We start from the raw sequence: 24,888 nt of genomic DNA on the forward strand, positions 1-24,888 counted from the left end.
CCGCAGCCTCCATCGGCGCTCTGCTCGAAAGCAGGGGCATGAGCGTCACCTTCCAGAAGCTCGACCCCTATATAAATGTTGACCCTGGGACGATGAATCCCTTCCAGCACGGCGAGGTCTATGTCACCGACGACGGCGCGGAGACCGACCTCGACATGGGCCACTATGAGCGCTACACCAAGGCGGTCATGGGCCGGATCAACAACTACACCTCTGGCCGGATATATTACTCGGTGATCATGAAGGAGCGGCGCGGCGAGTATCTTGGCGGCACCGTGCAGATGATTCCGCATATCACCGATGAAATCAAACGCTCGGTCATGCAGTTGGACGGCATGGCGGACGTGGCGATAGTCGAGATCGGCGGCACGGTCGGCGACATTGAGGGCCTGCCTTTCATCGAGGCCATCCGCCAGCTGCGGGGCGACCTGGGCCGTGACTACTCCCTGTTCATCCACCTGACATTGGTTCCGTTCATCAAGGCCGCCGGGGAGATCAAGACCAAGCCGACGCAGCACTCTGTCAAGGAGCTGCTGTCCGCAGGCATTCAGCCCGACATTCTCATCTGCCGCACCGAAACCGCCTTGGACGCAGGGGTGAAGAAGAAGATCGGCCTCTTCTGCAACATCGAGGCGGAAGCGGTCTTCACTGCCGTGGATGTGGAGAACATCTACGAGCTGCCTTTGCGCCTGCATGAGGAGGGAGCCGACCACCGCATCCTCCAGAAGCTGGGCATCTGGACCGGCGCGCCGAACATCAAGCCGTGGCAGGATCTGGTCAGGCGGAGCAAGAGTCCCTCGCGCAGCGTGACCATCGGCATCACCGGCAAATATGTCGAGCTGAAAGAGGCGTACAAAAGCCTGCACGAGGCATTGATTCACGGCGGCCTGGCCTGCGATGCCAAGGTCAATCTGCGCTACATCGCGGCGGATGATCTGGAAGGCGGCGGTTCTGTCAACGAGCTGGCAAATTGCGACGGCATATTAGTGCCCGGAGGCTTTGGCAGCCGGGGCACGGAAGGGAAGATCAGGGCTATCCGCCATGCCCGCGAGAATAAGATACCCTTCTTCGGCATCTGTTTGGGAATGCAGCTTGCGGTGGTGGAATTCGCCCGCAATGTCGCTGGGCTTGAGGGAGCGGATTCGGTCGAGCTGAACCCGGCCACGGCCCATCCGGTCATTTATCTGATGAAGGAGTGGTTTGATTTCCGCAGCGGCAGGACGGAAACGAGGGATGAGCGTTCCGACATGGGCGGGACATTGCGCCTCGGTGCCTACCCATGCGTCCTCAAGGAAAACAGCCTCGCCCATGCCGCCTACGCTCAGAGCGAGATCAGCGAACGCCACAGACACCGCTATGAATTCAACACGCTCTACCGCGAGCGGCTGGAGCAGGCAGGGCTGATCATCAGCGGCTCCTCGCCGGACGGCAGTCTGGTGGAGATCGTCGAGCTGGGCGGGCATCCGTGGTTCCTCGGCTGCCAGTTCCACCCTGAGTTCAAGTCCAAGCCCATGCTGCCGCATCCGCTCTTCCGGGCCTTCATCGCGGCGGCCCTCGCTCATCAGCCATGAAATATGAAGAGGTTCATGCTGTTCGTATGAAGCGTATCATGCGAACAATATGAAGAGGTTCATGTCAGCCGTATGAAGTGGTTCATACGGCCAGCCTGAAGAGGTTCATCTATGGAGGAGGCAATGGTTGCGGGCGGAGCGGAGCGGCTGAGGGTGGTCACGATTGACGGCCCTTCAGGCGTGGGCAAGTCCACGGTCAGCCGCAAAGTTGCGGCGGCCTTGGGCTGGACATATTTAGACACTGGCGCGATGTACCGGGCGGTCGGCGTGCAGTGCAGGAAGGAGGGCATCAGCTTGGAAGATGCGGCGGCTCTGGCTGCACTGCTGGCACGGCTCGACATCCGTCTGCTGCCGCCGCTGCACGAGAGCGACGACGTGCGGGTCATGGCGAATGGCGAGGACATCAGCGCGGCTGTCCGCAGCCCGGAAGCCGGGATGATGGCCTCGCAGGTCTCAGCACTTCCGGCAGTGCGGGCCAAACTGACCGCGCTCCAGCAGGCGATGGGCAGGGCAGGGGAGATCGTCGCTGAGGGACGCGACACCGGCACCGTGGTCTTCCCAGCTGCGGCCTGGAAGTTCTACTTGGACGCGCCGCCGGAGGAACGGTGCAGAAGGCGGGTCGGGCAGCTCCGCGCCAAGGGGCAGGCGGTGCCGGATGAGGCGGCAATCCTCGCCCAGATCATCGAGCGCGACCGCAACGACCGCGAACGCACCATTGCCCCGCTGCGCATGGCTGCGGATGCAGTGCTGATCGATGCTTCAAATATGACAGCGGACGAGGTGGCGGCGCGGATGCTGGCGGTGGTCAGACAGGCATCCTGATAGTGAATGATGAATGCAGCTCATGCGGCAGATTTTTTTCTTTTCTCTTGAAAAATGCCGACAAGCGGCTATGCTCTGCTATTGCTGTTCGCATGTTCACTTTAGCTGAGACAAAATGAAAGGATTTTTTTCGCACCCTGCTGCTCTCGCTTGCCTGCTTCTGCTGTGCTGTGCGGATACTGCCTTGTCTGATTGGATCCAGCCGCTCAAGGACTTGATCAACAGAAGCACTGACCAAGCCATGCAGCAGAAAGAAAATCCGCCTGCTACAGCAAAACCGCAGCAATCGCGCTTCAAGGACAATGGGGACGGCACGCTGACGGACAGCAGCACTGGTTTGATCTGGCTGAAAAATGCCAGCTGCGGCATCTTCTTCGAGGGCGACCGGAACGGCGGTCGAAACACCCGTTCATGGTCTGATGCTCGCATAGCCGCAGGCAAACTGGCTGACGGCTTCTGCGGCCTGAAAGACGGCTCCAAGGCAGGCGACTGGCGGCTTCCTGACCGGGAAGGTTTGATCGCCATTGCCCAAGATATCAGCAAAAAAGAACCGTGGCCCGCCGGGGCAGCCTTTAGCGGTCTTCAGCCAGGATATTATTGGTCCTCAACCAAAGGCGACCTGTATCCCGACTACGCCTTTTACGTCAGCCTCAGTTATGGCATAGACAGCTATGCCTTTCAAATGAACAGCTTCAACGTGCTGCCAGTGCGCGGCCACCAAAAAGCGCAGCCGCAGCAGTAAAAAAATCGGCAGCAGCGGGTGCCGTTCGGATATTTCCTTGTTGACAGAGGCCGCCCGGCGCGGTATAGTATTCGCCACATGTCGCGGGGTGGAGCAGTCTGGTAGCTCGTCGGGCTCATAACCCGAAGGTCATCGGTTCAAATCCGGTCCCCGCTACCATAAAGAATTGCCGGGGGCTATATAAGCAGCTATGCTTTTATAGCCCCCTTTTTTGTTTCAGCCGAAAAATTGTCAGCGACCGTGCCGTAACACGGAATGCCCGCCTGTTTTCCGCATCTTGCTGATGCGGCGAGGAAAAAGTTTGACCTGCGCAAGGCTTTTCTTTATAATGATGTTATCATGGCAAACGGAGGCAGGGCAGAGCTGTTTACATTGCTGGGAGGAGATTATGAGAAAAATTTTCTTGACATCATGCGGCGTGCTGATGCTTGTTTTGCCAGCAGTCAGCTTCGGCAAAGATTTAAAATGGTCAGGAGTGCTTTATCTGAAAGGAACAGGCGCGACCAACTGCGGCAAGACGCGCATTACCAATGAAGCATGGGACAGATGTGAGGATTGGGCCAATAAAAGCATCAAAGGCAACGAGAAGCCGAATGTGGAAGATATTGAATTGTACAATATCGCCGTTGAAAATGACAAAGGCCCTTCATGGAATCCGAAGTTGAACTGCAATTTCCGCGCCAGTGTGAAATGCGGTTACAGCATGGAAAAAATTACAGCGGCGCAGAAGCTGAAATTATCCCAAAAAAGCAAGTTGAAAAAGCTGGCTGATGCTGAAAGCTGCGGTGATGCCGAACCGGAAGAGCAGAAGGCGAAAACTGCTGACTGCGAAGTCGGACTGAAAAAAGACACGACAGCGGCAGCAGACAAACCTGCGCCGCAGCCAGAAAAGTCACCTGCGTCGTCCACGCCTGAGGTGGTCGGCGCGCCGCCATCGCTGCTGATCACACCGGAGGTGCAGCTTGCCCTCAACCAAGCCGGTGTTGGCGGAATGCCGCAGGGCGGCAGCGACCAGGATCAAGCCTCCCTGAACAAGAGAGTCGGGGCTGTGGTTTCGGCCTTGAAGAATGAAATCAAGTGGTCTGATAAACTCAGCCTGAAAGGCAAAGGCATCACCAACTGCGGCGAATCCTATATTGCCGGAGAAGCGTGGGAAATCTGCGAGGCTTGGGCGGAAAAGAAAAAAGGCCAGAAAGGCGTTGCCGTGAAGCCTGAAGTCCGGGATATCAAAGTGTCAGATGTCAATGTCGTGACTGGCAAGCCGGTTGCGAATGATCCCAATCCAAGCTGCGTTTTTGACGCGAAAGTGTCCTGTGGGTACAGCACCGCCATTTCTGTTGTCGAGCATTCTGCTGGCACCATGCAGCAGAAGGGCAAAGGCAAAGCTGACGGACACGATCTCAATGATTTGTTCGGTGACGGCCTGCGCTGGTCTGAGCTGCTTTCCATTGAAGGAAGCGGCATCACCAACTGCGGCAAGCCGCGCATCCGCAACGAGGCTTGGGATAAATGCGAGGCATGGGCCGAGGAGCAAAAACAGAAGGGTAGTCGCCGTCCATCGGTCAAAAAGGTGGAGCTGTACAATGTCGCCAGCGAAATCGAAAAAGGGCCGTCGTGGGATCCGACAAAACAGAGCTGCGTCTATCATGCCACCCTGAAATGCGGCTACAAGATCGAGTGACGCGCTCGCTGCCCGCAAGCAGATAGTCATGGACGGCAGGGGATATTCCCTGCCGTTTCTTTTTGCGCGGCAATCAGTTCCTGCGGAACACCACTTCCGGTTTTCCTTCTGCGTCGCTTAAGGTCAGCGTGTCACCTTCAATGCGATATGATGCTGCGGCGTAGAGCGCGGCCATGAAGTTTCCCTCTTGCTCCATCAGGGTGTCCGGGGGGCATTGCTTGGTGTCCATCAGAATCATTTCAAAGCTGAACGCTCTGGTGGATGATGGCGCAGTGTAATTGGCCAAATACTGATTGCAGCCGCCAAAACCGCTGAACTGGCCGTCAGCACTGAAAACAGCGGTCAATGCCCGGCCCTTGCTGAACACCTCGGTCATGCCGCCTTGGCCGTTGCTGCACCGGAGAAGCTGCCACGCCGTGCCGCGCAACTCTTGGTTTTGCTTTGTAAACACCGCCACCGCCGCGCCCTTCGCATCCTGCAAGGTCAGCTTGTCTCCGGCGGCAGCAAAGGATGCAGCTGCCTGCACCGCTTCGACAAATTTCTGCTCCTGCAGCATGATTTCCGGCGGCTCGCATTGTTTCTTCGTCATTACCGCCAGTTCCAGGTGAAACTTGCCTTTCTCCCCCTCAAGATACGGGCCGAGATAGCTGTTGCAGCCTGCCGAACCTCTGGCCTGTCCTTGATCAAAATTGACCGTGCAGCCGGGTTTGGCGGTTTGGCCGCGCAGCGTCTCCAGCAGCCAGGTCGTGCCGTTCAAGCTGCTGCCCGGCCCTTCAGCCGGAGGAACGGACGGGGCTGCAGGCTTTTTTTTCGAGGAACAGCCGCCAAACAGCAAAGCGACAGCAAGGGCGGCGGCAAGGGCAGAACATTTCCGGGTGGTCATAACGTTGGATGCGGGACGTGGTTCAGTGCGCCATTTGGGCCGACAAGGGGAAGGGGCTGTCGTTTGCTCCGCTCATGATTTTGTCTTTCACTTGGCGGCGGAGTAGCTGCGATTGTTGTGAAAAGAGCTTTCGTTGAATTTCCGTGATCCGCTCAAGCAAATTGTCTGGCTGATTGTTCCACAGTGCGCCGCCGGTCTGCGGATTTCTGACCCGCAGCTCAAGATAATTGCGGGAGCAATTGACGACCGTCGCGGCAAGAATGTTGTTTGGAGTCAGGCCAGTGGCGAACCGTGAGCCGGAGACAATAATCTGCTCACCCGGCTTGAAGGCGAATTGTTCAGGATGGTTGTCCGCATACCACTGCGGGCAGACATGAATCAGATATAAATTGGAAAACAGATCCCGGGCGAACAGATGCAGGCCGATGCCGCCGCTTTTGGGGTTCCGCAGGGTGTTGACGCTTTCCACTTTAGCGGCAAACTGCATGAACGTCAGCGGGTTATAGGGCGGCATCATCTGCGCGGCAACAGAGCAGGGAAGCAGGATAAAAACAGCAAGGAAAAAGGCGGCTGGACGCATGATGACCCTTTGGTTATGAGCTTTTTTTCCGATCGGAAGCGGGCGGCTGGACGATGTTATACTATGTTCTGCCTGAAAAACAATCGCAAACTGCGCGCCGCCGCCGGGTTCTGTTGACAGGTGCCGGACAATTTTCTATAAATACAGAGCACAGAAACACGAGGCCGCCCAGCGGTCTTCCATCCTTCCTCATTCGCGCAAGGAGACATGCCAATGAATACCAGACATATTGCTGCTGTCCTGCTGACCCTGCTGCTTGCCGTGCCTGCTGCGGCAGAAGAGACGAAACAGGCTCCCGTTGCCGCCGAGGCTGCCGCGCCTGCGCAGAAAGCAGTCAAAGGAAAAGTGCTGGAAAGCATGTCCGGGGCCGACTACACCTACCTGCTGGTCGAGGATGGGCAGGAAAAAATTTGGGCGGCCATTCCGGCAGCCGACATTAAGGTTGGCCAGACCGTCTCGCTCCAGCCTGGCATGGTGATGAAAGATTTTGAGTCAAAGGCATTAAATAAAAAATTCGACAGCGTTGTTTTTTCGTCCGGTCTCGCTGAAGAAGGGGCAGCAGCACCCGAAGGCGGCACACACAAGCCGGTGGACGCGGCCACGCTGGAAACCTTGTCCGGCGGTTCAGCGCGGGCGGTGGTGCCTGCGGGCGAGGTGAAGGTCGAGAAGGCAGAAGGAGAGAATGGCCGCACGGTCGAGCAATGCTTCGCTGAAGCTGAGAAGCTGAATGGCAAGCCGGTGAAAGTGCGCGGCAAGGTGGTCAAATTCACACCGCAGATCATGGGCAAAAACTGGATTCATCTGCAAGACGGCAGCGGTGATCCGATGAAAAATACCCATGACTTAGTTGTCACCACCTCGGAGACAGCGGCCAAAGACGCTGTAGTGATGGTTGAGGGCGTTCTCAGCAAAGACAAGGACTTCGGCGCGGGCTACCGCTACGTGGCGATCATCGAGGATGCCAAAATCAGCAAATAAGCCGCCGGTTGATCCGGCCCGGCTCGGCTTTGATTTTGACGGGGTGATCGCCGACACGGCGGAGGCCTTTCTGCGGCTCGCCTGCGAGGAGCACGGCCTCTGCGGCTTCCGCTTGGAGGACATCACCCGCTTTGAGGTCGAGTGCTGCTTGGACATGTCAGCTGCGACCGCCGCTGCCATTTTCGGCAGCATTCTGCAAGATTCCCTCAGCACTGCCCTGCGGCCCATGCCCGGCGCGCTGGAGGTGATCAGCGAGCTGGCCGAACGCGCGGGAACAGTGACAGTGGTCACGGCCCGGCCTCTGCTTGAGCCGGTGCTGGACTGGTTCGCCCATCATCTGCCGCCGTCGGCCTTGCAGGCTGTGCGGGTGGTGGCGATGGGCGATCACGACGACAAGCCGCGCCACATTCTCGCCCAAGGGCTGGACTGGTTTATTGACGACCGGGCCGAAACCTGCCAGCAGCTCCACGCCGCAGGCATTCAGCCGCTGGTTTTCCGCCAGCCGTGGAACCAGCACTGCCGCCATCTGCCTGCGGTCAGCTCGTGGCAGGAAATCCGCAAGCTCTGTCTGTGAAGGAGGAATGCCGCCATGCAATGCAGCCGCTGCGGATATGAACTGCCGTCGCACCGCAATCCAGTGCCGACCGTTGACATCATCATTGAACTGCCGCAGGGCATTGTTCTGATTGAGCGGAAAAATCCACCGCACGGCTGGGCCTTGCCCGGCGGTTTTGTGGATTACGGCGAGAGCTTCGAGCAGGCAGCGGTGCGCGAGGCCAAGGAAGAGACCGGCTTGGAGGTCACGCTGCTCCGCCAGTTCCATACCTATTCCAATCCCGACCGCGACAAACGGCTGCACACCGCCTCCACCGTCTTCATCGCCAAGGCCGAGGGCGAACCGCAGGGCTTGGATGATGCCTTGCAGGCGAAAATTTTCCGCCGCGACACCCTGCCGCCGCTGGCCTTTGACCACGCCCAGATTCTGGCTGATTATTTCAGCGGGGCGTATTGATGCGGGCTGCAGCGGCGTTGACGTTTGTTTTCGTCCTGTGGACGATGACGCTGCCCGGTTGCGGCAGAGAAATAAGCGCAAGACCGCCGCTGCTGATTTTAGACACAGATTTTTCCTCTGATGCCGACGATGTAGGTGCAGCAGCCGTGCTCCACAATTTGGCTGCGCAGGGCAAGGTGAACATTCTTGCAATGATGGTTTCATCCGGCAACCCGTGGAGCGTTCCTTGCTTGCAAGCGGTCAATGCGTGGTTCGGGCGGCCTGAAATTCCGGTTGGCAAGGCGGCGGACGGCGCGGTGCAGGATGAATCCGCCTACACCCGCGCTGTGGCTGAGGCCTTCTCCCGCCGTCCTGCCGCTGCCCCTGATGCTGTTCAGCTCTACCGGCGCACACTTGCCGCGCAACCCGATCAAAGCGTGACTGTCGTCAGCGTCGGCTATCTGACCAACCTGCGCAATCTGCTGCAATCCAAGCCGGATGCAGTTTCTCCTTTGGACGGACAGGAGCTGGTGCGCCGGAAAACGGCCCGGTTAGTCTGCATGGGCGGTCAATATCCTTCCGGTCGGGAATGGAATTTTCACCGCGACGCTGAAGCGGCAGCCTATGTGGCCGCGCATTGGCCGACACCGATAATTTTTGCCGGATTTGAGCTGGGCAAGGATATTGTCACCGGCGCGGCCTTGCGCCGCCTGCCGGAAAACAACCCGATCCGCCGCAGCTACGAGCTGCACAACAAGCTGGCAGGCCGCCCAAGCTGGGATCAAATCGCGGTGTATTATGCGGTGATGACGGCTAATGGAGAGCAAATCCCTTTTTGGTCGAAGATTCACGGCAGCAACGCTGTCAGCGAGGATGGCAGCAATCGTTGGCTGAATGAAAAAAACGGTCGTCATGCTTATCTTGTTCAGCGCGGCGATTCGGCGAAAATTGCCGCACGACTGGAACAGCTTATGCTGCCATAGGATATTGACCGTGTCGTCCTGCCTCTCTTCCAAATTGTTCCTGCAAGCAGTTTTTTTTCTCCTTATTCTTTTATATTTTATTTTCGGCACAGGTTGGCAAGAACCAGCCAACTTGATATTGCGTGGTCATACGGCAGGCGGCAGCCCGGCCATCACGGTGCGCTGGGACAGCGGCGCAGGCTTCAATGACTATGAACAGCGGCTGTTTCAGCCAGATGTTCATCCGCAGGATGGCCAAATCAGCGTGGTTATCGGGACAACAGGTCGTAAAAATTCCGCATCCTCAAGCGCAGGCGCGGTCTGTTCTGCCGTGCTGGTTGACGGCACAGAAATCAAGCTGGATGAATTTGCCAAGCCGCCTGTCTTTGCTGACGGCGAACTGCATTTGCAGGAGCAATCTTCGCTTGCCTTCAAGCTGCCAGCGCAGTCACATGTCGCGTTCCGTTTTCACACGGATTCCAATTCTGGCGTAGCCTTTGTGGAGGTCAATGGCAAAAGGACAGAATTTGATCTGTATATGGCCAATGTTGAGGCAAAATTCAAGCAATTTGATTATTGGCTGCTACAGCCAGACGGCTCATTCGCGCTGACAGTTGATTTGCCGCGCTATCCCGTGCGTTTGCTGGAACTCAGCACCGGTAATGCCAGCCTGACAGCAGTTGAACTGCATGGCAAAGGACAGATTGCAAATCTGCTGCAAAATAAACGTGCAGAACACGGCAAAATTCGTTTTGAGCAGCCGTTAGAGGGAATGCATTCCTTTTTTCATCCTCTCCAATTTGCCCAGCAAATTTTCTTCGCCTTATTTTCAACTTGGCTGCTGACATCCCTGTTTCGGCTTGCACAGGAAATTGGCGGTCTGCGCAGCATGTTCCTGCGTGAGCAGCGGCCTTGGTTCTGGCTGATGTTCGCAACCAGCCTGACCGTTTTAGGCGCATGGCTGGCTGCGTTCTGGCCTGGCGTAATGTCCGTGGATTCCATGAAAATTTGGCGGGCCGCCCTGTTGCCGGATGTGTATTTAAACGACCATCCTTTGCTGAACGTCATTCTGTACAAATACCTGCGTCACATCTGGAGCAATCCTGCTGTAGTGTCGGTCAGCCAAGTTGTCGTGACCAGTCTTTTGCTCGCATGGAGCGGACTCTGGCTGCTTCGGCGCGGGGTGGCGATACAAATCACGCTGTGCTGGCTGCTGCTCGTGCTGGGCGCGGTGCCAGTTTGTGTCTATACCACTGCGCTGTGGAAGGATATTCCTTTTGCTGTGCTGATTGTATGTTGGGCAGTGACGCTGGCCAAATTGCGGCAGGCAGAAAAAGAAAACCGTTTGCGCTGGACTAAGCAGCGCGGTGCCGCCTTGCTTCTGCTTGGTCTGGCAGTAGGGCTGATTCGACATAACGGGATTGTTTATTTAGCTGTGCTGCCAGTTCTTTTGCTGCTTTTGCGCTTAGTGCCCCTGAAAAAGGCTCTTCCTGTGCTTGCCATACTGGTGCTCACGACAGCAATTGGCTTTGTAGCATTGCGGCAGTCCGCTCATAATCAACATGAAGGTTTTTTTACAAAAACGGTCAGGTGGTATGCTGGAATGGTGCAAGTTTCAAGTATCAGCAATGATCTGAAACGGACTGCACGGGATTATCTGACAGTCTTAGATATTGATGCGCCACAGGCAGATAAATTTCATTATTATATGCACGACCGGCAAGCATGGTGGTTTTTGCTTCATTCTGGCTGGTGGGATGTGTATCCGTATCAGCAAAGCAAGCCTGTTTTTCCCCAGCTACGGAACACGGCAATGCAGCTCTACGAATGGAGTTATACAAAGCCTTGGCTCTGGCTGATGTGGAATCCAGTCTGGCTGCTGGCCCTGCTGCCGCTGCTGACTCTGTGCTTCCGCTGGCTGCCGAACACAGGAATATTAGGAGCGATGCTGCTGGCAGGCGCATTGCCTTTGGTTTATCTGCAAATATTCAACTGGCGCTACTATTATTTTCTCTATTTCGGTCTGCTGTTTTTACCCGCCTTTGTCCTACTGGATTTTCAACAGTGGAGGACGGATAATCCAAAGCAAAATGCTTGAGCAGACAAATGACAAGAAAACAAAAATATCATCAAGATTAGGAGTTACGCAGTTGAAATATGAAGCTAAATAATTACAGCAAGTTACATTTTAGCTACGCGAGCTGCCAGTTGAACAAAATCAACGAGTTGCAAATTCAACTGCGTAACTCCTAAAGATATTCCTTTTAATATTTCTGCCGGTGAAATTTCTTATGAAGAAGCTGATGATCGCCCCCTCCATCCTTTCTGCCGACTTCTCCCGCTTAGGCGAGGAAATCAAGGCGGTCGAGGCCGCCGGGGCTGAAGTGATCCACATTGACGTGATGGACGGGCACTTTGTCCCGGCCATCACCATTGGCCCGCTGGTAGTGCGGGCAGCGCGGCGGGCGACCAAGCTGCCGCTGGATGTGCATCTGATGATCACTGACCCGGACAAATACATTCAGGATTTCGCTGAAGCCGGGGCCGATTGGATCACCGTCCATGCCGAGGCCTGCGTCCATCTGCACCGCACGCTGCACGCCATCCGCAAGCTGGGCAAGAAGGCGGGCGCGGTGCTCAACCCGGCCACGCCGCTTTCTGCGCTGGAGTATGTGCTTGAAGATGTTGACCTTGTCATGCTGATGAGCGTCAACCCAGGCTTCGGCGGCCAGTCCTTCATTGAGTCCACGCTAGGCAAGTGCCGCAAGCTGCGGGCCATGCTGGATGAGGTCAACCCGGCGGCGGGCATTGAGATTGATGGCGGCATCAGCCCGAAGACGATCAAGGCGATGGCTGAGGCCGGGGCCAACATCTTTGTTGCTGGTTCAGCCATTTACGGGCAGCCGGATTATGCGGCAGTGATCCGCAAGATGAAGCAGCTGGCCGGGTTCAACTAATTTGCTGCGCAAAAAGGAGGAGACAGCATGACAACGTGGAAGGATTTTGCCGACCTGAAGGCAGTCCAGCGGCTGGCGGAGCTGGCCCGCTCACCGTACAACCTTGCCCGGCCTGACAGTTTACCGCCGGAACGGATCGCCAACTACAAAGCCTCGGCCTGCGGCTTTGATCTGCTTTACGCTGCCCAGCGCATTGACGACAACGTACTGGCTGCCTTGCAGGAGCTGGCGGATGAGGCCGGGCTGCTGGCGCAGTTCCAGGCCATGAAGAGCGGCGCGGTGATGAACCGCATCATCGGCCATGCCAGCGAGGAGCGGCAGGTGCTGCACACCGCCAGCCGCGACATCTTCAGCGATGCGCCTCTTGCACCGGCAGCCACTGCCCAGGCTAAAGAGCAGCTTGCCCGCCTGAAGAGCTTTCTCGCGGACGTGGACAGCGGTGCTGTCTGCAACGAGCACGGCCAGCCCTTCACCACGATGCTGCAAGTGGGCATAGGCGGTTCTGATCTTGGACCCCGCGCCCTGTATGTGGCCTTGGAAAAGTACCGCTTGCCCGGACGCAAGGCAGCCTTCATCGCCAATGTTGACCCTGACGACGCAGCCGCCGTGCTCGCCAGCCTTGACCTCTCCCGCACGCTGGTTAATGTGGTGTCCAAGAGCGGCACGACCTTGGAGACCCGCACCAACGAGGAGCTGGTTCGCACGGCCTTGGCTAAGGCGGGCCTGAATCCGCTCCGTCACATGGTCGCGGTGACAGGCGCGGGCAGCCTCATGGATGACCCAGCCCGCTATCTCGCCGCCTTCCACATGTACGACTACATCGGCGGGCGCTATTCCGCCACCTCGATGGTCGGCGGGGTGACGCTGGGCTTTGCCTTGGGCTATGATGCCTTTATTGAGGTGCTGCGCGGGGCGCACGAGATGGACAAGGCCGCCGAGCAGCCCGACATCCGCGCAAATCTGCCGTTATTGATGGCTCTGCTTGGCATTTGGAACCGCAACTTCCTCGGCTGCAACACCGTGGCGGTGCTGCCCTACAGCCAAGCCCTGCTGCGCTTTCCGGCCCATCTCCAGCAGTGCGACATGGAGAGCAACGGCAAGCAGGTCAGCCGCACCGGCACGCCAGTCACCTGGAAGACCGGCCCCATAGTCTGGGGCGAGCCGGGCACCAACGGCCAACACGCCTTCTATCAGCTCCTGCACCAAGGCACGGAGATCGTCCCGGCGGAGTTCATTGGCTTCCGCCGTTCGCAGCATGGCAGTGACATCACCGTGAATGGAACCACGTCGCAGCAGAAGCTGGCAGCCAACATGCTGGCACAGTCGCTGGCCTTGGCGCAGGGCCGCGAGCACGAGAACCCGAACAAGCATTTTGCCGGCAATCGCCCCAGCTTGGTGCTGATCGCCGAGCAGCTCACGCCCTATGCAATGGGCGCGCTGCTGGCCCTCTATGAACACCGCATCGCCTTTCAAGGCTTCTGCTGGAACATCAATTCCTTTGACCAAGAGGGCGTGCAGCTCGGCAAGCTGCTGGCCGACCGCCTGCTTGGAGTCATGGCGGGCGGGAAGGAACTCAGCCCGGACGCGCCGGAGAGCAGCCTGCTGCAAGCGGCGGGCATGGCTGCTTGACGCTGGGTGACTTGTAAGGGCGGTTCGCGAACCGCCCCTACGCTGCCCCGGCAATACCCATCCAAGATGGTTGTTGAAGCCATACCAAAATGTCCTTTCCTTCACCTAAGACCGCTTGCATAAACAGTAGTAGGGGCGAAAAATTTTTCGCCCCTACATCAATCACATGCTTGATGCATGTAGCTGCGTGACTCCTGTGAACATCACCAAGCCGGTTTCCGTTTGGAATAAAAGCATCAGCCTTGAGCCAAGGAAGTTTCTGCAAGGCGTTGTGAAAGCAGCTCTGAAAGGTGTGTCGCTTGACTTCGGCGGTGTTGCTGAAGCCGCTTTAGATACCGTTGATGCTGCCGGTTTGCGCGACAAGCCCAACGAGCTGGCTTGGCTGCTCATTTCCCGCTCGCTGGAAGCCGCTCTTTTTGAGCTGGTGAAAAACTACGCTGACCTCTTCCGCAATTGCCCGCAGGAAGAAGAGCTGGAGACGCTTTCCGCCCGCTTTGAAGAGGAAATGGGCAAAGCGGAAGTAACGATCAGCCCACAGTTTTTTGACCGGCCTGACGAGCTGCCTTTGCTGAAGAATTTGCAAGGCCCGTTGGCTGCTTGGCTGCAAGGACTTGGTGCCAAGCAAGCGGATGCCGAACAGATCGCCTGCCGTCTGCCGGATTACTTTGTCTTTGCCCTGCATGAAACATGGCGCAAGGCTCCGCTGGACTACGCCGAGCTGCGGAATCATTTCGACACGCCGTTCACCAAGGCCACGGAAGAGGCGCAGGGCTGGCAGCTCTACAAGCAATGGCTGCAACGCCAGATCAGCGACCGGATGTTTGCCGAAGCCTTTGGTGTGGAAAAGGTCTATGTGCCGCTGCGGGCCTATTACGAGGAAAAGGAGCGCGACGAAGAACGCGGCCCGGAGCTTGCGCCGCAGCGGGACACAGCCAAGCGGATTGTGGTGGATTTGGAAGAGGAATTCCGCGCTTGGCTGCACAATTTCGCGGACGGCCCGGCAGTGCGTTTCATCAGCGGCGGGCCAGGTTCGGGAAAGTCCACTTTTGCCAAGCTCTTTGCCGCCCGGATTGCCAAAGAAACCGACATCCCCTGCCTGTACATTCCCCTGCATCTCTTTGATGCCACGGACAATCTGATCACAGCAATGGAGAGCCATATCAGGAACAACCGTTTCCTGTCCGGCAATCCGCTCGCGGCCAAGGACGGCAAAAACCGGCTGCTGCTCATCTTTGACGGTTTGGACGAGCTGGCCCAGCAAGGCAAGGCCGCCTTGGAGACAGCTTGCAACTTTGTGGACGAAGTGCTGCGCCGTATCCACGAGGGTAACAGCCAAGGGCTGCAACGGCAAGTCATCATCACCGGGCGGACCATTGCGGTGCAGGAAGTGGCAGCCAAGCTGCGTGAGCCTAAGCAGATCAGTCATGTGCTGCCGTATTTCATTGCCGAAGAGGAGCGCGAGCAATACCACGACCCGGACAAGCGGCTTGCCGAAGACCAGCGGCAGCGATGGTGGCGGCAGTACGCCGAGGCTGCGGGCAAAGACTATGCGGGCCTGCCTGCGGATTTAGCGCGGGAGCATCTGGATGAGATCACGGCCCAGCCGTTGCTCAATTACTTGGTCGCTCTCAGCTATGACCGCCAGACCATCACGTTCAGCGACGAGACCACGCTGAATAAAATTTATGCCGACCTGATCAAGGCGGTCTATTGCCGCCAGTACGACGAGGGAGGCCGGGTAAGTGCTTGTGCGGGCGGGCTGGAGGAGCGTGACTTTCTCCGAGTTTTGGAGGAAATCGCTCTGGCGGTATGGCATGGAGACGGGCGCACCGCCACGGTTGCCGGGATTCGGGCGAAATGCAAAACAGGCGGCATTGAACGCTATTTGGAGCGGTTCCAAGAAGGAGCAAAAGCGGGCGTGACCCGCCTGCTCACCGCCTTCTACTTCCGGCAGAGCGAGCACCGCCAAGACGGCGACCCGACCTTTGAATTCACCCACAAGAGCTTTGGCGAATACCTGACTGCCCTGCGCATCGTCCGCCTCTTGCGGCAGATGGAGAAGCAGCGCAGGCGGCGGCAGGAAGACCCGGATGACGGCTGGTCGGAAAAGGATGCCTTGCAGCAGTGGACTGCCTTTTGCGCAGCTACGGATATGGATGATGACCTGCTGCGCTTTATCAGCAACGAGTTCAGGGGCATGACGCAGCAGGAACTGCTGGCCTTGCAAAACATGATGCGTGAATTGCTGAGTTACACCATCAATCATGGCCTCCCTTTTCCTGATGAATTTTTGAGTAAAGGCTTTAAGAGCCATCTGCGTTTGGCTTGGAATACGGAGAAGTCTTTACTGGCCGTACATTTTCATATTGCTGAACTGACCAAGCACGTTTCAAAACTGGAATTGGAATCGAAGTTTGCCTTTGGAGCATGGGTTTCGCGGGTAAAAGGGATGACTGGTCGTGTAATCTGGTTAGGATTCTTAGATTTATCTGGCTATCAGCTTTACTCGCAGAATTTTATACAGGCAAACTTTACTATGTCACGTCTTGAAGGTGCGGACTTATCCTATTCAATTTTTGTACACGCAAACTTGAGTGGAGCACATCTTGAAAAAGCTCATCTTGGTGGGGCTAATTTGCAATACGCAAAACTTGAAGGGGCCAATCTGGAGGGAGCGGATTTGACGGATGCCATTCTCACAGGCACCATTTTGGAGAAGAAGTAGGGGTACGACATGTCGTGCCCCTACCACGAAATGCAAATCACCATGCAGCAATTTCCTGAGCAGCAGCAAAACATGAACCACGGCAGCACCGCCCTGCTCCTCGCCCGTCTCCAGGCGGAACGACGGGAGACCGTCTGCTGCATCGTTCCGGCGGACGAGCAGCTTGAACCATTGGCGCGGGACATCAGCCTTTTCACCACCGCGCCGGTGCTGGTCTATCCAGCCTTTGAGATTCCGCCTTACGCCCGCTTGGCCCCTGATCCGGCCACGGTTGCGGCCCGCATCGCCGCGCTGCACTTCCTCCATGAACGCAGTCAGCCCTGCATCCTTCTCGCTTCAGCGGAGGCGGTCTTGCGGCGGGTGCTGCCGGGTCAGCTTTTTGCTGGTTGCTGCGAATTCGTCATGGCCTGCGAAAGCTGCGACCGCGACAGCCTGCTGGCCGCGCTGCTCCGCAACGGCTATCAGAGCTGCGAACTCGTCCAGCAGCCAGGCGACGTGGCTGTGCGCGACGGCATTATTGACATTTTTCCTCCGCCGTATCGTCCTGAGCTGGACGGCAAGGCCTTGCGCCTCAGCTTTTCCGACGGCCTGATCGAAGCCATTCGGGTGATTGACCCGCTCACGCAGCGTTCCGAGGAAGAGCTGGACGAGGCGGTCATCCTGCCTGCTTCGGACATCCTCTTTCCCCGCAGCGAGACGTGGCGGCAGGAGCTGGCCGCCCGCGCCGAGAGCTTCGGCTTCAGCAATGCCGACGCGCTGCGCCAGCTTGGCGAGCAAAGCCGCTTTCCCGGCATTGAATTCCTCCTGCCCTTGGTCTGCCCAGAGCCGCAGACCTTGTTTGATTATCTCCCGCCCGGCGCGGTCTGCGTGGTGCAGGAGCCGGAAGCTGTCCGCCAGAAAATCAGTCTGCTCTGGGAGCGGATTGAGCACAACCGGACTGAGGCTGCCGCCGAAGGTTTCGCTCTGCCGCCGCAACGCCTTTTCCTCAGCCAAACTGAGCTGGAACGGCAGATTTCCGAACACCATCTTTGCCCAGCACCGCAGCAGGACAGCGGCCACGGCACGCTGCGGCAGGAGATTGAGATTGAACGCAAGCAGCGCGGCGTGATCGCGCCTTTGGCCGAGCGTCTGACGGCTTGGCTGCGGGCGGGTGAGACTACAATCCTTGCCTGCCGTTCCAGCCTGCAAGCTGATCATCTCGAAGAAATGCTCGCGGGCTGCGGCCTCAAGCCGGGACGGACCGCTTCGCCGCTTGATCTGAGCGCCTGCCCGAAGGGTGCGCTGCTCTTAGTCGAGCACCCGCTCTCGCAGGGCTTTGATCTGCCGGATGAAAGGCTGCACATCCTTTCCGCCGCCGAGCTGTTTGGTGAGAAGCGGCTTGGCCCGCAAAGCCGCCGCAAGAAGGGCCGCGCCGCGCAGAGCGATGGTCTTGCGCTGGATGAAATCACGGTCGGCGAGGTCGCTGTTCACCGCGATCACGGCCTGGCCAGCTTCCAAGGCTTGGTCAACATGGACTTTGCCGGGCAGCGAGGCGACTTCCTCTTGCTGGAATTCCTCGGCGGCGACCGCCTCTACGTGCCGGTTGACCAGCTGCACTTGGTCAGCCGCTATCAGGGCCTCAGCGATGAGCAGCCCAAGCTGGACAAGCTCGGCTCCGCACGCTGGCAGACGGCGAAGAAAAAAGTCACCGAGGCGGTCTGGGAGAAGGCGCAGGAGCTGCTCGCCATCTACGCCCAGCGCGAGCTGCGGCAGGGGCACAGCTTCCAGCCGCCGGGCACGCTCTACAAAGAGCTGGCGGAGTCCTTTCCCTATGATGAGACGGAAGGCCAAGCTGCCGCGATTGACGATGTGCTCCGCGACCTGATGTCGAACAAGCCGATGGACCGGCTCGTCTGCGGCGATGTGGGCTACGGCAAGACGGAAGTGGCGGTGCGGGCGGCCTGCAAGGTAATTGAGGACGGCTATCAGGTCGCGGTCTTAGTGCCAACCACCGTTCTGGCCGAGCAGCACGCCGCCACCTTCCGCGAACGCTTTGCGGGCTTCAACATCGAAGTGGCCTGCACCAGCCGCTTCCGCTCAACGAAAGAGCAGCGGCAGATCAGCGAGGGCCTCAAGTCCGGCCAGATCAACCTGATTGTCGGCACGCACCGCCTGCTCTCGGACACGCTTTCTTTTCACAAGCTCGGCCTGCTGATTGTGGACGAGGAGCACCGCTTCGGGGTCTCGCACAAAGAGCGGCTGAAGAAGCTGCGGGCTGATGTGGACGTGCTCACGCTCACCGCCACGCCGATCCCGCGCACCTTGCAGATGTCCCTGCTCGGCATCCGCGACCTTTCGGTGATCTCCAGTCCGCCGCGCCACCGCCGCTCGGTGAAGACCTTTCTCGCCCGCAAGGATGACTTGGTCATCCGCGAGGCGGTGCAGCAGGAGCTGGCGCGGGGCGGGCAGATCTTCTTTATTCACAACCGCATCCAGTCCATCCACGGCATTGCCGAGCGGCTGGGCCAGCTTGTGCCGACAGCCCGCATTGCTGTGGCGCACGGCCAGATGCCCGGCCCGGAGCTGGAAGAGATCATGGTCAGCTTCATCAGCCATGAGCTTGATGTGCTGGTCTGCACGACCATCGTCGAGTCCGGCCTCGACATCGCCAATGCCAACACCATCATCATCAACCGCGCCGACCGCATCGGCCTGGCAGACATCTACCAGCTGCGCGGGCGGGTTGGCCGGGCCAGCCGTCAGGCCTACGCCTATCTGCTCGTGCCGGACCCGGAGCAATTGACCAGCGAGGCCGAGCAGCGTCTTCGCGCCCTGATGGACTGCGCGGAGCTGGGCAGCGGCTTCAAGCTGGCCATGAACGACCTCCAGCTGCGCGGCGGCGGCAGCCTGCTCGGCGTGTCGCAGTCCGGCCACATCGCCGCAGTCGGCTATGATCTCTACCTTGAGCTGCTGCAAGAGACCGTGGCCGAGCTGAAGCAGCAGGCGGCGCAGGGCGGCCCGGTCAAGCAGCTGCCGGAGCCGGAAGTCAAGCTGCCCGTGGCCGCCTTCCTCCCGGATGCCTATGTGCAGGAAACCGCCCTGCGCTACCGGCTCTACCGGCGGCTTGCAGCGGCAGGCAACGCCCAGCCGGAGCAGCTCGCTGACCTGAAGGAGGAGATCATCGACCGCTTCGGCCCGCTGCCGCCGGAAGCGGAGAATCTCTTCGCATTGCTTGGCCTGAAGCAGCAGCTGCGCCAGCTCGGCATCAGCAAGGCGGAGCTGGCTCCTGCCGGGCTGGTCTTCAGCTTCAGCGCATCCACCGCAGTTGCCCCGGAAACCTTGATTGCCTTTGTCGAACGCTTCCGGCCCAAGCAGGCAGCCAAGCCGCTGAAGAAAGGCCAAAAGCCTGCCCCAGACCCGGTGCGCCTCACGCCGGACGGACGGCTGGTTGTGGCATTGAAAAGCGAGGATAATTTGTTCGGGCAGGTCGATGCAGTGTTGGAATTTTTATAATAATTTAATAATGTTGCGATATATTGAATGTAGTATTTCAACCGCGTAACTCCTATGAATATTCCGATCAAAGCGATTGAGCCGGAGCGACGGAAAAGAAAAATTGGTTCGACTTTTGCATTGCCCCGACTATAATGATCTTATGAATTATCTTTGTTCATCTGGAGGCGGGGCAGCATGAATCCGCTGCGCCTGCTTGTTCTTGGCTGCCTGCTCTACGTCTTCTGGCGGCTGCTCCGCCGTCAGCTGCGCGATAAAATTCAGGCCGAGCTGCTGCGGCAGCAGCAGGACGAGCAGAAAAAACAGGAAGCCGCCGCCGATGTTTTGGTGGAAGATCCGGTCTGCGGTGTGCTCATTCCGAAACAACAGGCGGTCCGGCTCCGGCAGGACGGCAGAACATATTATTTTTGCAGCGAAGCCTGCTGCGACGCATTCACGGGCGGAACCAAAGGACAGGACGAATGAAGTTTTTTATTGACACAGCCAATATCGAGGAAATAAAAAAAGGATTGGAGCTGGGCATGGTGGACGGCGTGACCACCAATCCTTCTCTGATTTCCAAAGAGCAGCGGCCTTTCAACGAGATACTGGCTGACATCTGCGCCTTGGTGGACGGCCCGATCAGTGCTGAAGTGATCAGCCTGGAGGCGGACGGCATGGTTGCCGAAGGCCGCGATCTGGCGAAATTGCACAAAAATATCGTCATCAAAGTGCCGATGACGGCGGAAGGGCTGAAGGCGGTCAAGCGGCTGGCGGCGGACGGCATCCGCACCAACGTCACCCTGATTTTCTCGCCTGCGCAAGCCCTGCTGGCGGCCAAGGCGGGCGCGGCCTATGTCAGCCCCTTTGTTGGCCGCTTAGATGACATCGCTCAGGAAGGCATGTCGCTGATCAATGAGATCATGACCATATTCGGCAACTATGGCTATACCTCTGAAGTGATCGTCGCCTCAGTGCGCAGCCCGATGCACGTGATTCAGTCCGCGCTGCTTGGCGCACACATCGCCACCATTCCCTACAAAGTCATCGCCCAGCTGGCCCGGCATCCGCTGACTGACCTCGGCATGGAGCAGTTTCTTGCGGATTGGGAGAAGCGGCGGAAATAACCTGAAATCAGTGACCGGCAAGGTGTCTGCTATGAAAAACTGCGTGTTATTCCGCATTGCCGTCATGTCGAGCTTGCTCTCCTGCGCCGGGCAGGCGCAGGGGGAAATCTGCAAATACACCGATGAGCGCGGCGTGGTGCATTACACAAACGTTTCCGGCGACAAACGCTGCAAGCCGGTGAACTACAGCGTTTTTTCAAATCAGCCCCGCCTGACGATCACCACCGCGCCTGAAGTGTACCGAATTGACCGCCGCCAGCTCCGTTTTGGCACAACGGTGGAGCCAAACGGTTTTGACTACCACATTCAACAGGCGGCGCGGCTGCATCAGGTTGATCCGCTTTTGGTCAAAGCGGTGATTAAAACGGAATCTGGCTTCAACCGTTATGCGGTTTCCTCCAAGGGAGCGCAGGGGCTGATGCAGCTCATGCCGGGCACAGCCCGCTACCTCAATGTCAACGATCCGTTTGATCCGTGGCAGAACATCTATGGCGGCACCAGATATTTGCGCGAGATGCTGGATAATTTCAACGGCAACATCCAGCTCAGTTTGGCCGCCTACAATGCCGGGCCGAACAAAGTGCTGCGGAGCGGCGGCATTCCTCAGATTCCAGAAACTGTTGATTATGTTGGCAAGGTGATTCGAGAGTACCGCAGCTATCAGGGCGGCTATTATTATTCGTCCTATGTCCCGCCGAAGACGAGCATCCGGGTGCGGCAGTTAGTGACGGTTAATTGAGGGAAAAATTCTCCCTTTGTTTGTTGTCTGATTAAAATTTTGAAACTGCCCTTGCTTTTTTTTCATCTTCTGCGCTATATATGTACATATGCGTGGTTCGCAGCGGGAGCGGCATAAAGCAGACTTTATTTTGATGACCAGAACATGGCAAAGAAGGAAATCCCCATCATCGGCATAGATATTGGCTCCCATGCGGTGAAAATCTGCCAAATTGAGCGGGTGCGCAAGGGCGGCTACGAGCTGAAGTCACTTGGGGCCACAGCCATTTCTCCCGGCGCGGTGGACGACGGCGTGCTGCAAGATGCGGAAGATGTCGCTGCGGCTATCGCCGAGCTGCTTAAAAATTTAAAAATCAGCAACAAACGGGTCGGCTTGTCCATTTCTGGCTATTCGGTGATTGTTAAAAAAATCAATATAGACATTGAGAGCCAGGCCGCTTTTGAAGAACGCCTTCAGCAGGAGGCGGAACAGTATATACCCTTTGATATTAAAGAAGTTTATCTGGATCATCAAATAATCAAGCTGTCCAAAAGCGAGACCGAGCGCAGCGAGGTCATGCTGGTTGCCGCCAAAAAAGAGGTGGTGGACAGATACTTGGACATGCTGCAAGCTATGAAGCTGCTGCCGGTGCTGGTTGATGTGGACGGCTTCGCGCTGGAGAATATCTGGAACACGGTCGGAGGCAGTGAAAAAAATGTCTGCCTCGTTGATATCGGAGCCTCAAAAATGAGCATCAACATCATCGTAGGCGGCACCTCAGTGCTTGCCCGCGATGTGCCGGCCGGCAGCGATAAAATCAGTCAAGAGATTGCGGAAACGCTGGAGATTGAATACGGAGATGCCGAAAAAATCAAGCTGGGTCGGCAGGCCGCTCAAGAAGAACATTTGGAGGAGCTGCACGGCATATTCACCCGCATCTGCACCCGCTGGGTTCTGGAAATAAAAAAAGCTATTGATATGTACGGCAATAACAATCCCGGCAAGCCGCTGGTTGCGCTTGTTCTCAGCGGCGGCGGCTCGAAAGTGCATGGGCTGCGCGATTATTTAGCGAAAGAAACCGGGCTTGAGGTGATTGACTTCAATCCGTTCGAGGGCATGAAAATAGATAAAAAAATCGACATGGAATATTTGAAGGTCGCTGCCCCGGAAATGTCGATAGCAGCCGGACTGGCCATTCGTCCAGCGGAGTTCTGAGCCATGCTGCGGATCAATCTTCTGCCCGTCAAAAAAATAAAGCAGCAGGCTGAGGCATGGCAGCAGCTTAAAGTCTTTGCGGTGGTCTTTGCCGCACTAATAGCTCTGCTCATTGCTATTGCATTTGGCCTGATCAGCAAGGTTAACGGCCTGAACGATGAAATTACTCGGCTGAAGGCGGAAGAAGCGCGGCTGGCTGCAATACAGAAACAGATAACTGAGTTGAAAAGCAAAAAAGATGCTATTGAAAAGCAAACAAAAATTGTATTAGATTTAGAAAAAACTTCGGCGCGTACTGCTCGGATTCTTGATGAGGTCGCCAATCGTACACCGAATGAGCGGCTTTGGCTCACGTCATTGACCCAAACTGGGGACAAATTGAACCTGAACGGCATTGCTTTAGACAGCCAGACAGTAGCAGAATATATTGATACCTTAAAAAAACTTCCTTCATACATCACTGAGGTGACACTCCAAAATGTTTCTTCTGTTTCACAGTTGGGACGAAATTTGAAAAGTTTTGCTCTGGCCTGTACTGTCAGTGCTGAACAGAAAAAAACAGAAGAAGCGGCATCAGAGCAAAATCAAGGCGCGGCAGCAACACCAAAGTAAGGGAAATATATTATGGCTTCGTCAGAAAAATTTTCAGCACAAGTCGAAAAATTTGTTAATGAAAAATACATTCCTTGGAAGAAGAACGTCAAAATTGCTTTGGCTGCCGGTTTAATCGCCGCACCGATTGCTGCTTTCTTTTTTCTTTTTTATCAGCCGAAACAAGAAGAAATTACCGGACTTGAGACGCAGCAAGCAGATTTGACAAAAAAAGTGGATGAAGCGCGGGTAGCTGAAGCCAATTATCCGAAGCATCAGGAGGAGCTGAAACAAGCAGAACAGAAATTTGAGCAAATCTCGGTTATTCTTCCGAAGGGGCCAGAAATTCCTGCATTATTACGCAATATATCTGATCTCGGCAGAAAAGCAGGATTGGAATTTACATCCTTTGTTCCAGGAGGTGAAACTCTGAAAGATTTTTATGCTGAGATACCGGTGAGCATCGCAATAAAAGGGCCGTATCATAACATTGGCTATTTTCTTGGTGAAGTGAGCGGATTGGATCGTTTGGTAACAGTTGATAATATCAATATGGGCAGTCCTATGGAAGTGGCTGGTGACATGATGCTCACTTCATCCTGTAACTTATTGACGTATCGCTATACTGGTCAGGCGGCAGCTCCGCCTGCGGGCAATAATCCGCCAGCAAAAAAATAGGGGGTGTGCAAGAAGCACCATGTATTTTAAATATATACTCGTAGGGATCGCTTTGTTCTTGTGGGCATCTTGCGCATTCGCCCAAGAGTCGTCCTCAACTGCTGCGGCAGCTACAGGCAGTACAGATGCTGCTGGGGCAGAAAAAAATATTGATCCAGGAGAAGCAAGAAAACGTTCCAAGTTTTCTTATGAACTTGATAAAAGGCCTGATCCTTTTGTTTCCTTCATTAAAAAAGAAGATGAAAAAAAAGCACAACAAGACGAGCTTGTTGATGAAGATACAAAAGAGCCATTGAAGGAGATGCAGCTCTTTGAGCCGGGCCAGCTTCGGCTGGTGGCAGTGATGGGTGTGCAAGGCAGCATTATCGCCATGGCTGAGGATATGGCAGGGAAAGGCTATGTGTTGAAGGAAAAGATGTTGATCGGCAGGCATGGGCAGATTGTGCAAATTGCGGACAGTAAGGTCATTATAAAAGAAACTCGAAAAACTAAAGCTGGCAGGGAAATTACCAGCGATATCGTGATGAGTATGAAAAAAGAGGAAGAAGGAAAGTAAACATGAATCAT

22 protein-coding genes and 1 tRNA gene are annotated in these 24,888 nt (G+C 56.5%); 21 read left to right on the top strand and 2 right to left on the bottom strand.

The genetic code is table 11. The annotated features are described in order from the left end of the window. The 5 genes from ACNKH6_RS08335 to ACNKH6_RS08355 all read left to right on the top strand — a co-directional run. Positions 1-1,571: CTP synthase (locus ACNKH6_RS08335; protein WP_417915093.1), on the top strand; the 1,571-nt coding region annotated here is incomplete at its 5' end. 111 nt (positions 1,572-1,682) lie between these two features. Continuing rightward, positions 1,683-2,393: a (d)CMP kinase gene (gene cmk / locus ACNKH6_RS08340; RefSeq protein ID WP_417915094.1), complete on the top strand. Its 711-nt coding sequence runs from the start codon at positions 1,683-1,685 to the stop codon at positions 2,391-2,393. A gap of 184 nt (positions 2,394-2,577) precedes the next feature. Beyond that, a complete protein-coding gene (locus tag ACNKH6_RS08345; RefSeq protein ID WP_417915095.1) occupies positions 2,578-3,135 on the top strand; it encodes a DUF1566 domain-containing protein in 558 nt (185 codons plus the stop codon). Between the two features lie 82 nt (positions 3,136-3,217). Further along, positions 3,218-3,294, top strand: a tRNA-Met gene (locus tag ACNKH6_RS08350). Between the two features lie 229 nt (positions 3,295-3,523). Next, complete coding sequence (locus ACNKH6_RS08355) at positions 3,524-4,816, top strand: hypothetical protein (protein ID WP_417915096.1); 1,293 nt, start codon at positions 3,524-3,526, stop codon at positions 4,814-4,816. Between the two features lie 73 nt (positions 4,817-4,889). Here ACNKH6_RS08355 and ACNKH6_RS08360 read toward each other — a convergent pair whose 3' ends face one another. Next, the gene (locus ACNKH6_RS08360) at positions 4,890-5,699 is read right to left on the bottom strand and encodes an META domain-containing protein (RefSeq protein WP_417915097.1); all 810 of its coding nucleotides are present in this window, start codon (positions 5,697-5,699) and stop codon (positions 4,890-4,892) included. A gap of 22 nt (positions 5,700-5,721) precedes the next feature. Continuing rightward, positions 5,722-6,279 carry a hypothetical protein gene (locus ACNKH6_RS08365; protein WP_417915098.1) on the bottom strand — a complete coding sequence of 186 codons (558 nt, stop codon included), beginning with the start codon at positions 6,277-6,279 and terminating at the stop codon, positions 5,722-5,724. 213 nt (positions 6,280-6,492) lie between these two features. Here ACNKH6_RS08365 and ACNKH6_RS08370 point away from each other — a divergent pair, with 213 nt between their 5' ends. From ACNKH6_RS08370 to ACNKH6_RS08445, 16 genes are all read left to right on the top strand, one after another. Beyond that, positions 6,493-7,257 (top strand): DNA-binding protein, encoded by a 765-nt coding sequence (locus ACNKH6_RS08370; protein WP_417915099.1) that lies wholly within the window; start codon positions 6,493-6,495, stop codon positions 7,255-7,257. Continuing rightward, entirely contained in the window at positions 7,238-7,831 is a 594-nt protein-coding gene (locus ACNKH6_RS08375) for a 5' nucleotidase, NT5C type (RefSeq protein WP_417915100.1), read from the top strand. Before ACNKH6_RS08370 ends, ACNKH6_RS08375 begins: the two co-directional genes overlap by 20 nt. Positions 7,832-7,846: 15 nt before the next feature. Beyond that, entirely contained in the window at positions 7,847-8,269 is a 423-nt protein-coding gene (locus tag ACNKH6_RS08380) for an NUDIX domain-containing protein (protein ID WP_417915101.1), read from the top strand. Positions 8,270-8,286: 17 nt separating this feature from the next. Next, entirely contained in the window at positions 8,287-9,231 is a 945-nt protein-coding gene (locus tag ACNKH6_RS08385; RefSeq protein ID WP_417915102.1) for a nucleoside hydrolase, read from the top strand. 112 nt (positions 9,232-9,343) lie between these two features. Continuing rightward, a complete protein-coding gene (locus ACNKH6_RS08390) occupies positions 9,344-11,308 on the top strand; it encodes a hypothetical protein (RefSeq protein ID WP_417915103.1) in 1,965 nt (654 codons plus the stop codon). A 193-nt stretch (positions 11,309-11,501) separates the two neighbouring features. Further along, positions 11,502-12,167: a ribulose-phosphate 3-epimerase gene (rpe, locus tag ACNKH6_RS08395; RefSeq protein ID WP_417915104.1), complete on the top strand. Its 666-nt coding sequence runs from the start codon at positions 11,502-11,504 to the stop codon at positions 12,165-12,167. A 27-nt stretch (positions 12,168-12,194) separates the two neighbouring features. After that, the gene (locus tag ACNKH6_RS08400; RefSeq protein WP_417915105.1) at positions 12,195-13,796 is read left to right on the top strand and encodes a glucose-6-phosphate isomerase; all 1,602 of its coding nucleotides are present in this window, start codon (positions 12,195-12,197) and stop codon (positions 13,794-13,796) included. 187 nt (positions 13,797-13,983) lie between these two features. Next, positions 13,984-16,521 carry a pentapeptide repeat-containing protein gene (locus ACNKH6_RS08405; protein WP_417915106.1) on the top strand — a complete coding sequence of 846 codons (2,538 nt, stop codon included), beginning with the start codon at positions 13,984-13,986 and terminating at the stop codon, positions 16,519-16,521. Between the two features lie 42 nt (positions 16,522-16,563). Further along, the gene (gene mfd, locus ACNKH6_RS08410; RefSeq protein WP_417915107.1) at positions 16,564-20,013 is read left to right on the top strand and encodes a transcription-repair coupling factor; all 3,450 of its coding nucleotides are present in this window, start codon (positions 16,564-16,566) and stop codon (positions 20,011-20,013) included. Between the two features lie 177 nt (positions 20,014-20,190). Further along, positions 20,191-20,478, top strand: a complete 288-nt coding sequence (locus tag ACNKH6_RS08415) for a YHS domain-containing protein (protein ID WP_417915108.1) — start codon at positions 20,191-20,193, stop codon at positions 20,476-20,478. Further along, positions 20,475-21,119: a fructose-6-phosphate aldolase gene (fsa, locus tag ACNKH6_RS08420; protein ID WP_417915109.1), complete on the top strand. Its 645-nt coding sequence runs from the start codon at positions 20,475-20,477 to the stop codon at positions 21,117-21,119. The genes ACNKH6_RS08415 and fsa overlap by 4 nt, the downstream gene beginning before the upstream one ends. Positions 21,120-21,150: 31 nt before the next feature. Continuing rightward, positions 21,151-21,858 (top strand): transglycosylase SLT domain-containing protein, encoded by a 708-nt coding sequence (locus tag ACNKH6_RS08425; RefSeq protein ID WP_417915110.1) that lies wholly within the window; start codon positions 21,151-21,153, stop codon positions 21,856-21,858. Between the two features lie 144 nt (positions 21,859-22,002). Continuing rightward, positions 22,003-23,052, top strand: coding sequence for a type IV pilus assembly protein PilM (pilM, locus tag ACNKH6_RS08430; RefSeq protein WP_417915111.1), 1,050 nt, complete (start codon positions 22,003-22,005; stop codon positions 23,050-23,052). A gap of 3 nt (positions 23,053-23,055) precedes the next feature. Next, entirely contained in the window at positions 23,056-23,664 is a 609-nt protein-coding gene (locus tag ACNKH6_RS08435) for a PilN domain-containing protein (RefSeq protein WP_417915112.1), read from the top strand. A 12-nt stretch (positions 23,665-23,676) separates the two neighbouring features. Further along, positions 23,677-24,321 (top strand): type 4a pilus biogenesis protein PilO, encoded by a 645-nt coding sequence (locus ACNKH6_RS08440; protein WP_417915113.1) that lies wholly within the window; start codon positions 23,677-23,679, stop codon positions 24,319-24,321. A 19-nt stretch (positions 24,322-24,340) separates the two neighbouring features. Further along, positions 24,341-24,877 (top strand): pilus assembly protein PilP, encoded by a 537-nt coding sequence (locus ACNKH6_RS08445; RefSeq protein ID WP_417915114.1) that lies wholly within the window; start codon positions 24,341-24,343, stop codon positions 24,875-24,877. Positions 24,878-24,888 lie beyond the last annotated feature (11 nt).

The organism is Candidatus Electronema sp. JM (genome assembly GCF_048287415.1).
Lineage (GTDB): Bacteria > Desulfobacterota > Desulfobulbia > Desulfobulbales > Desulfobulbaceae > Electronema.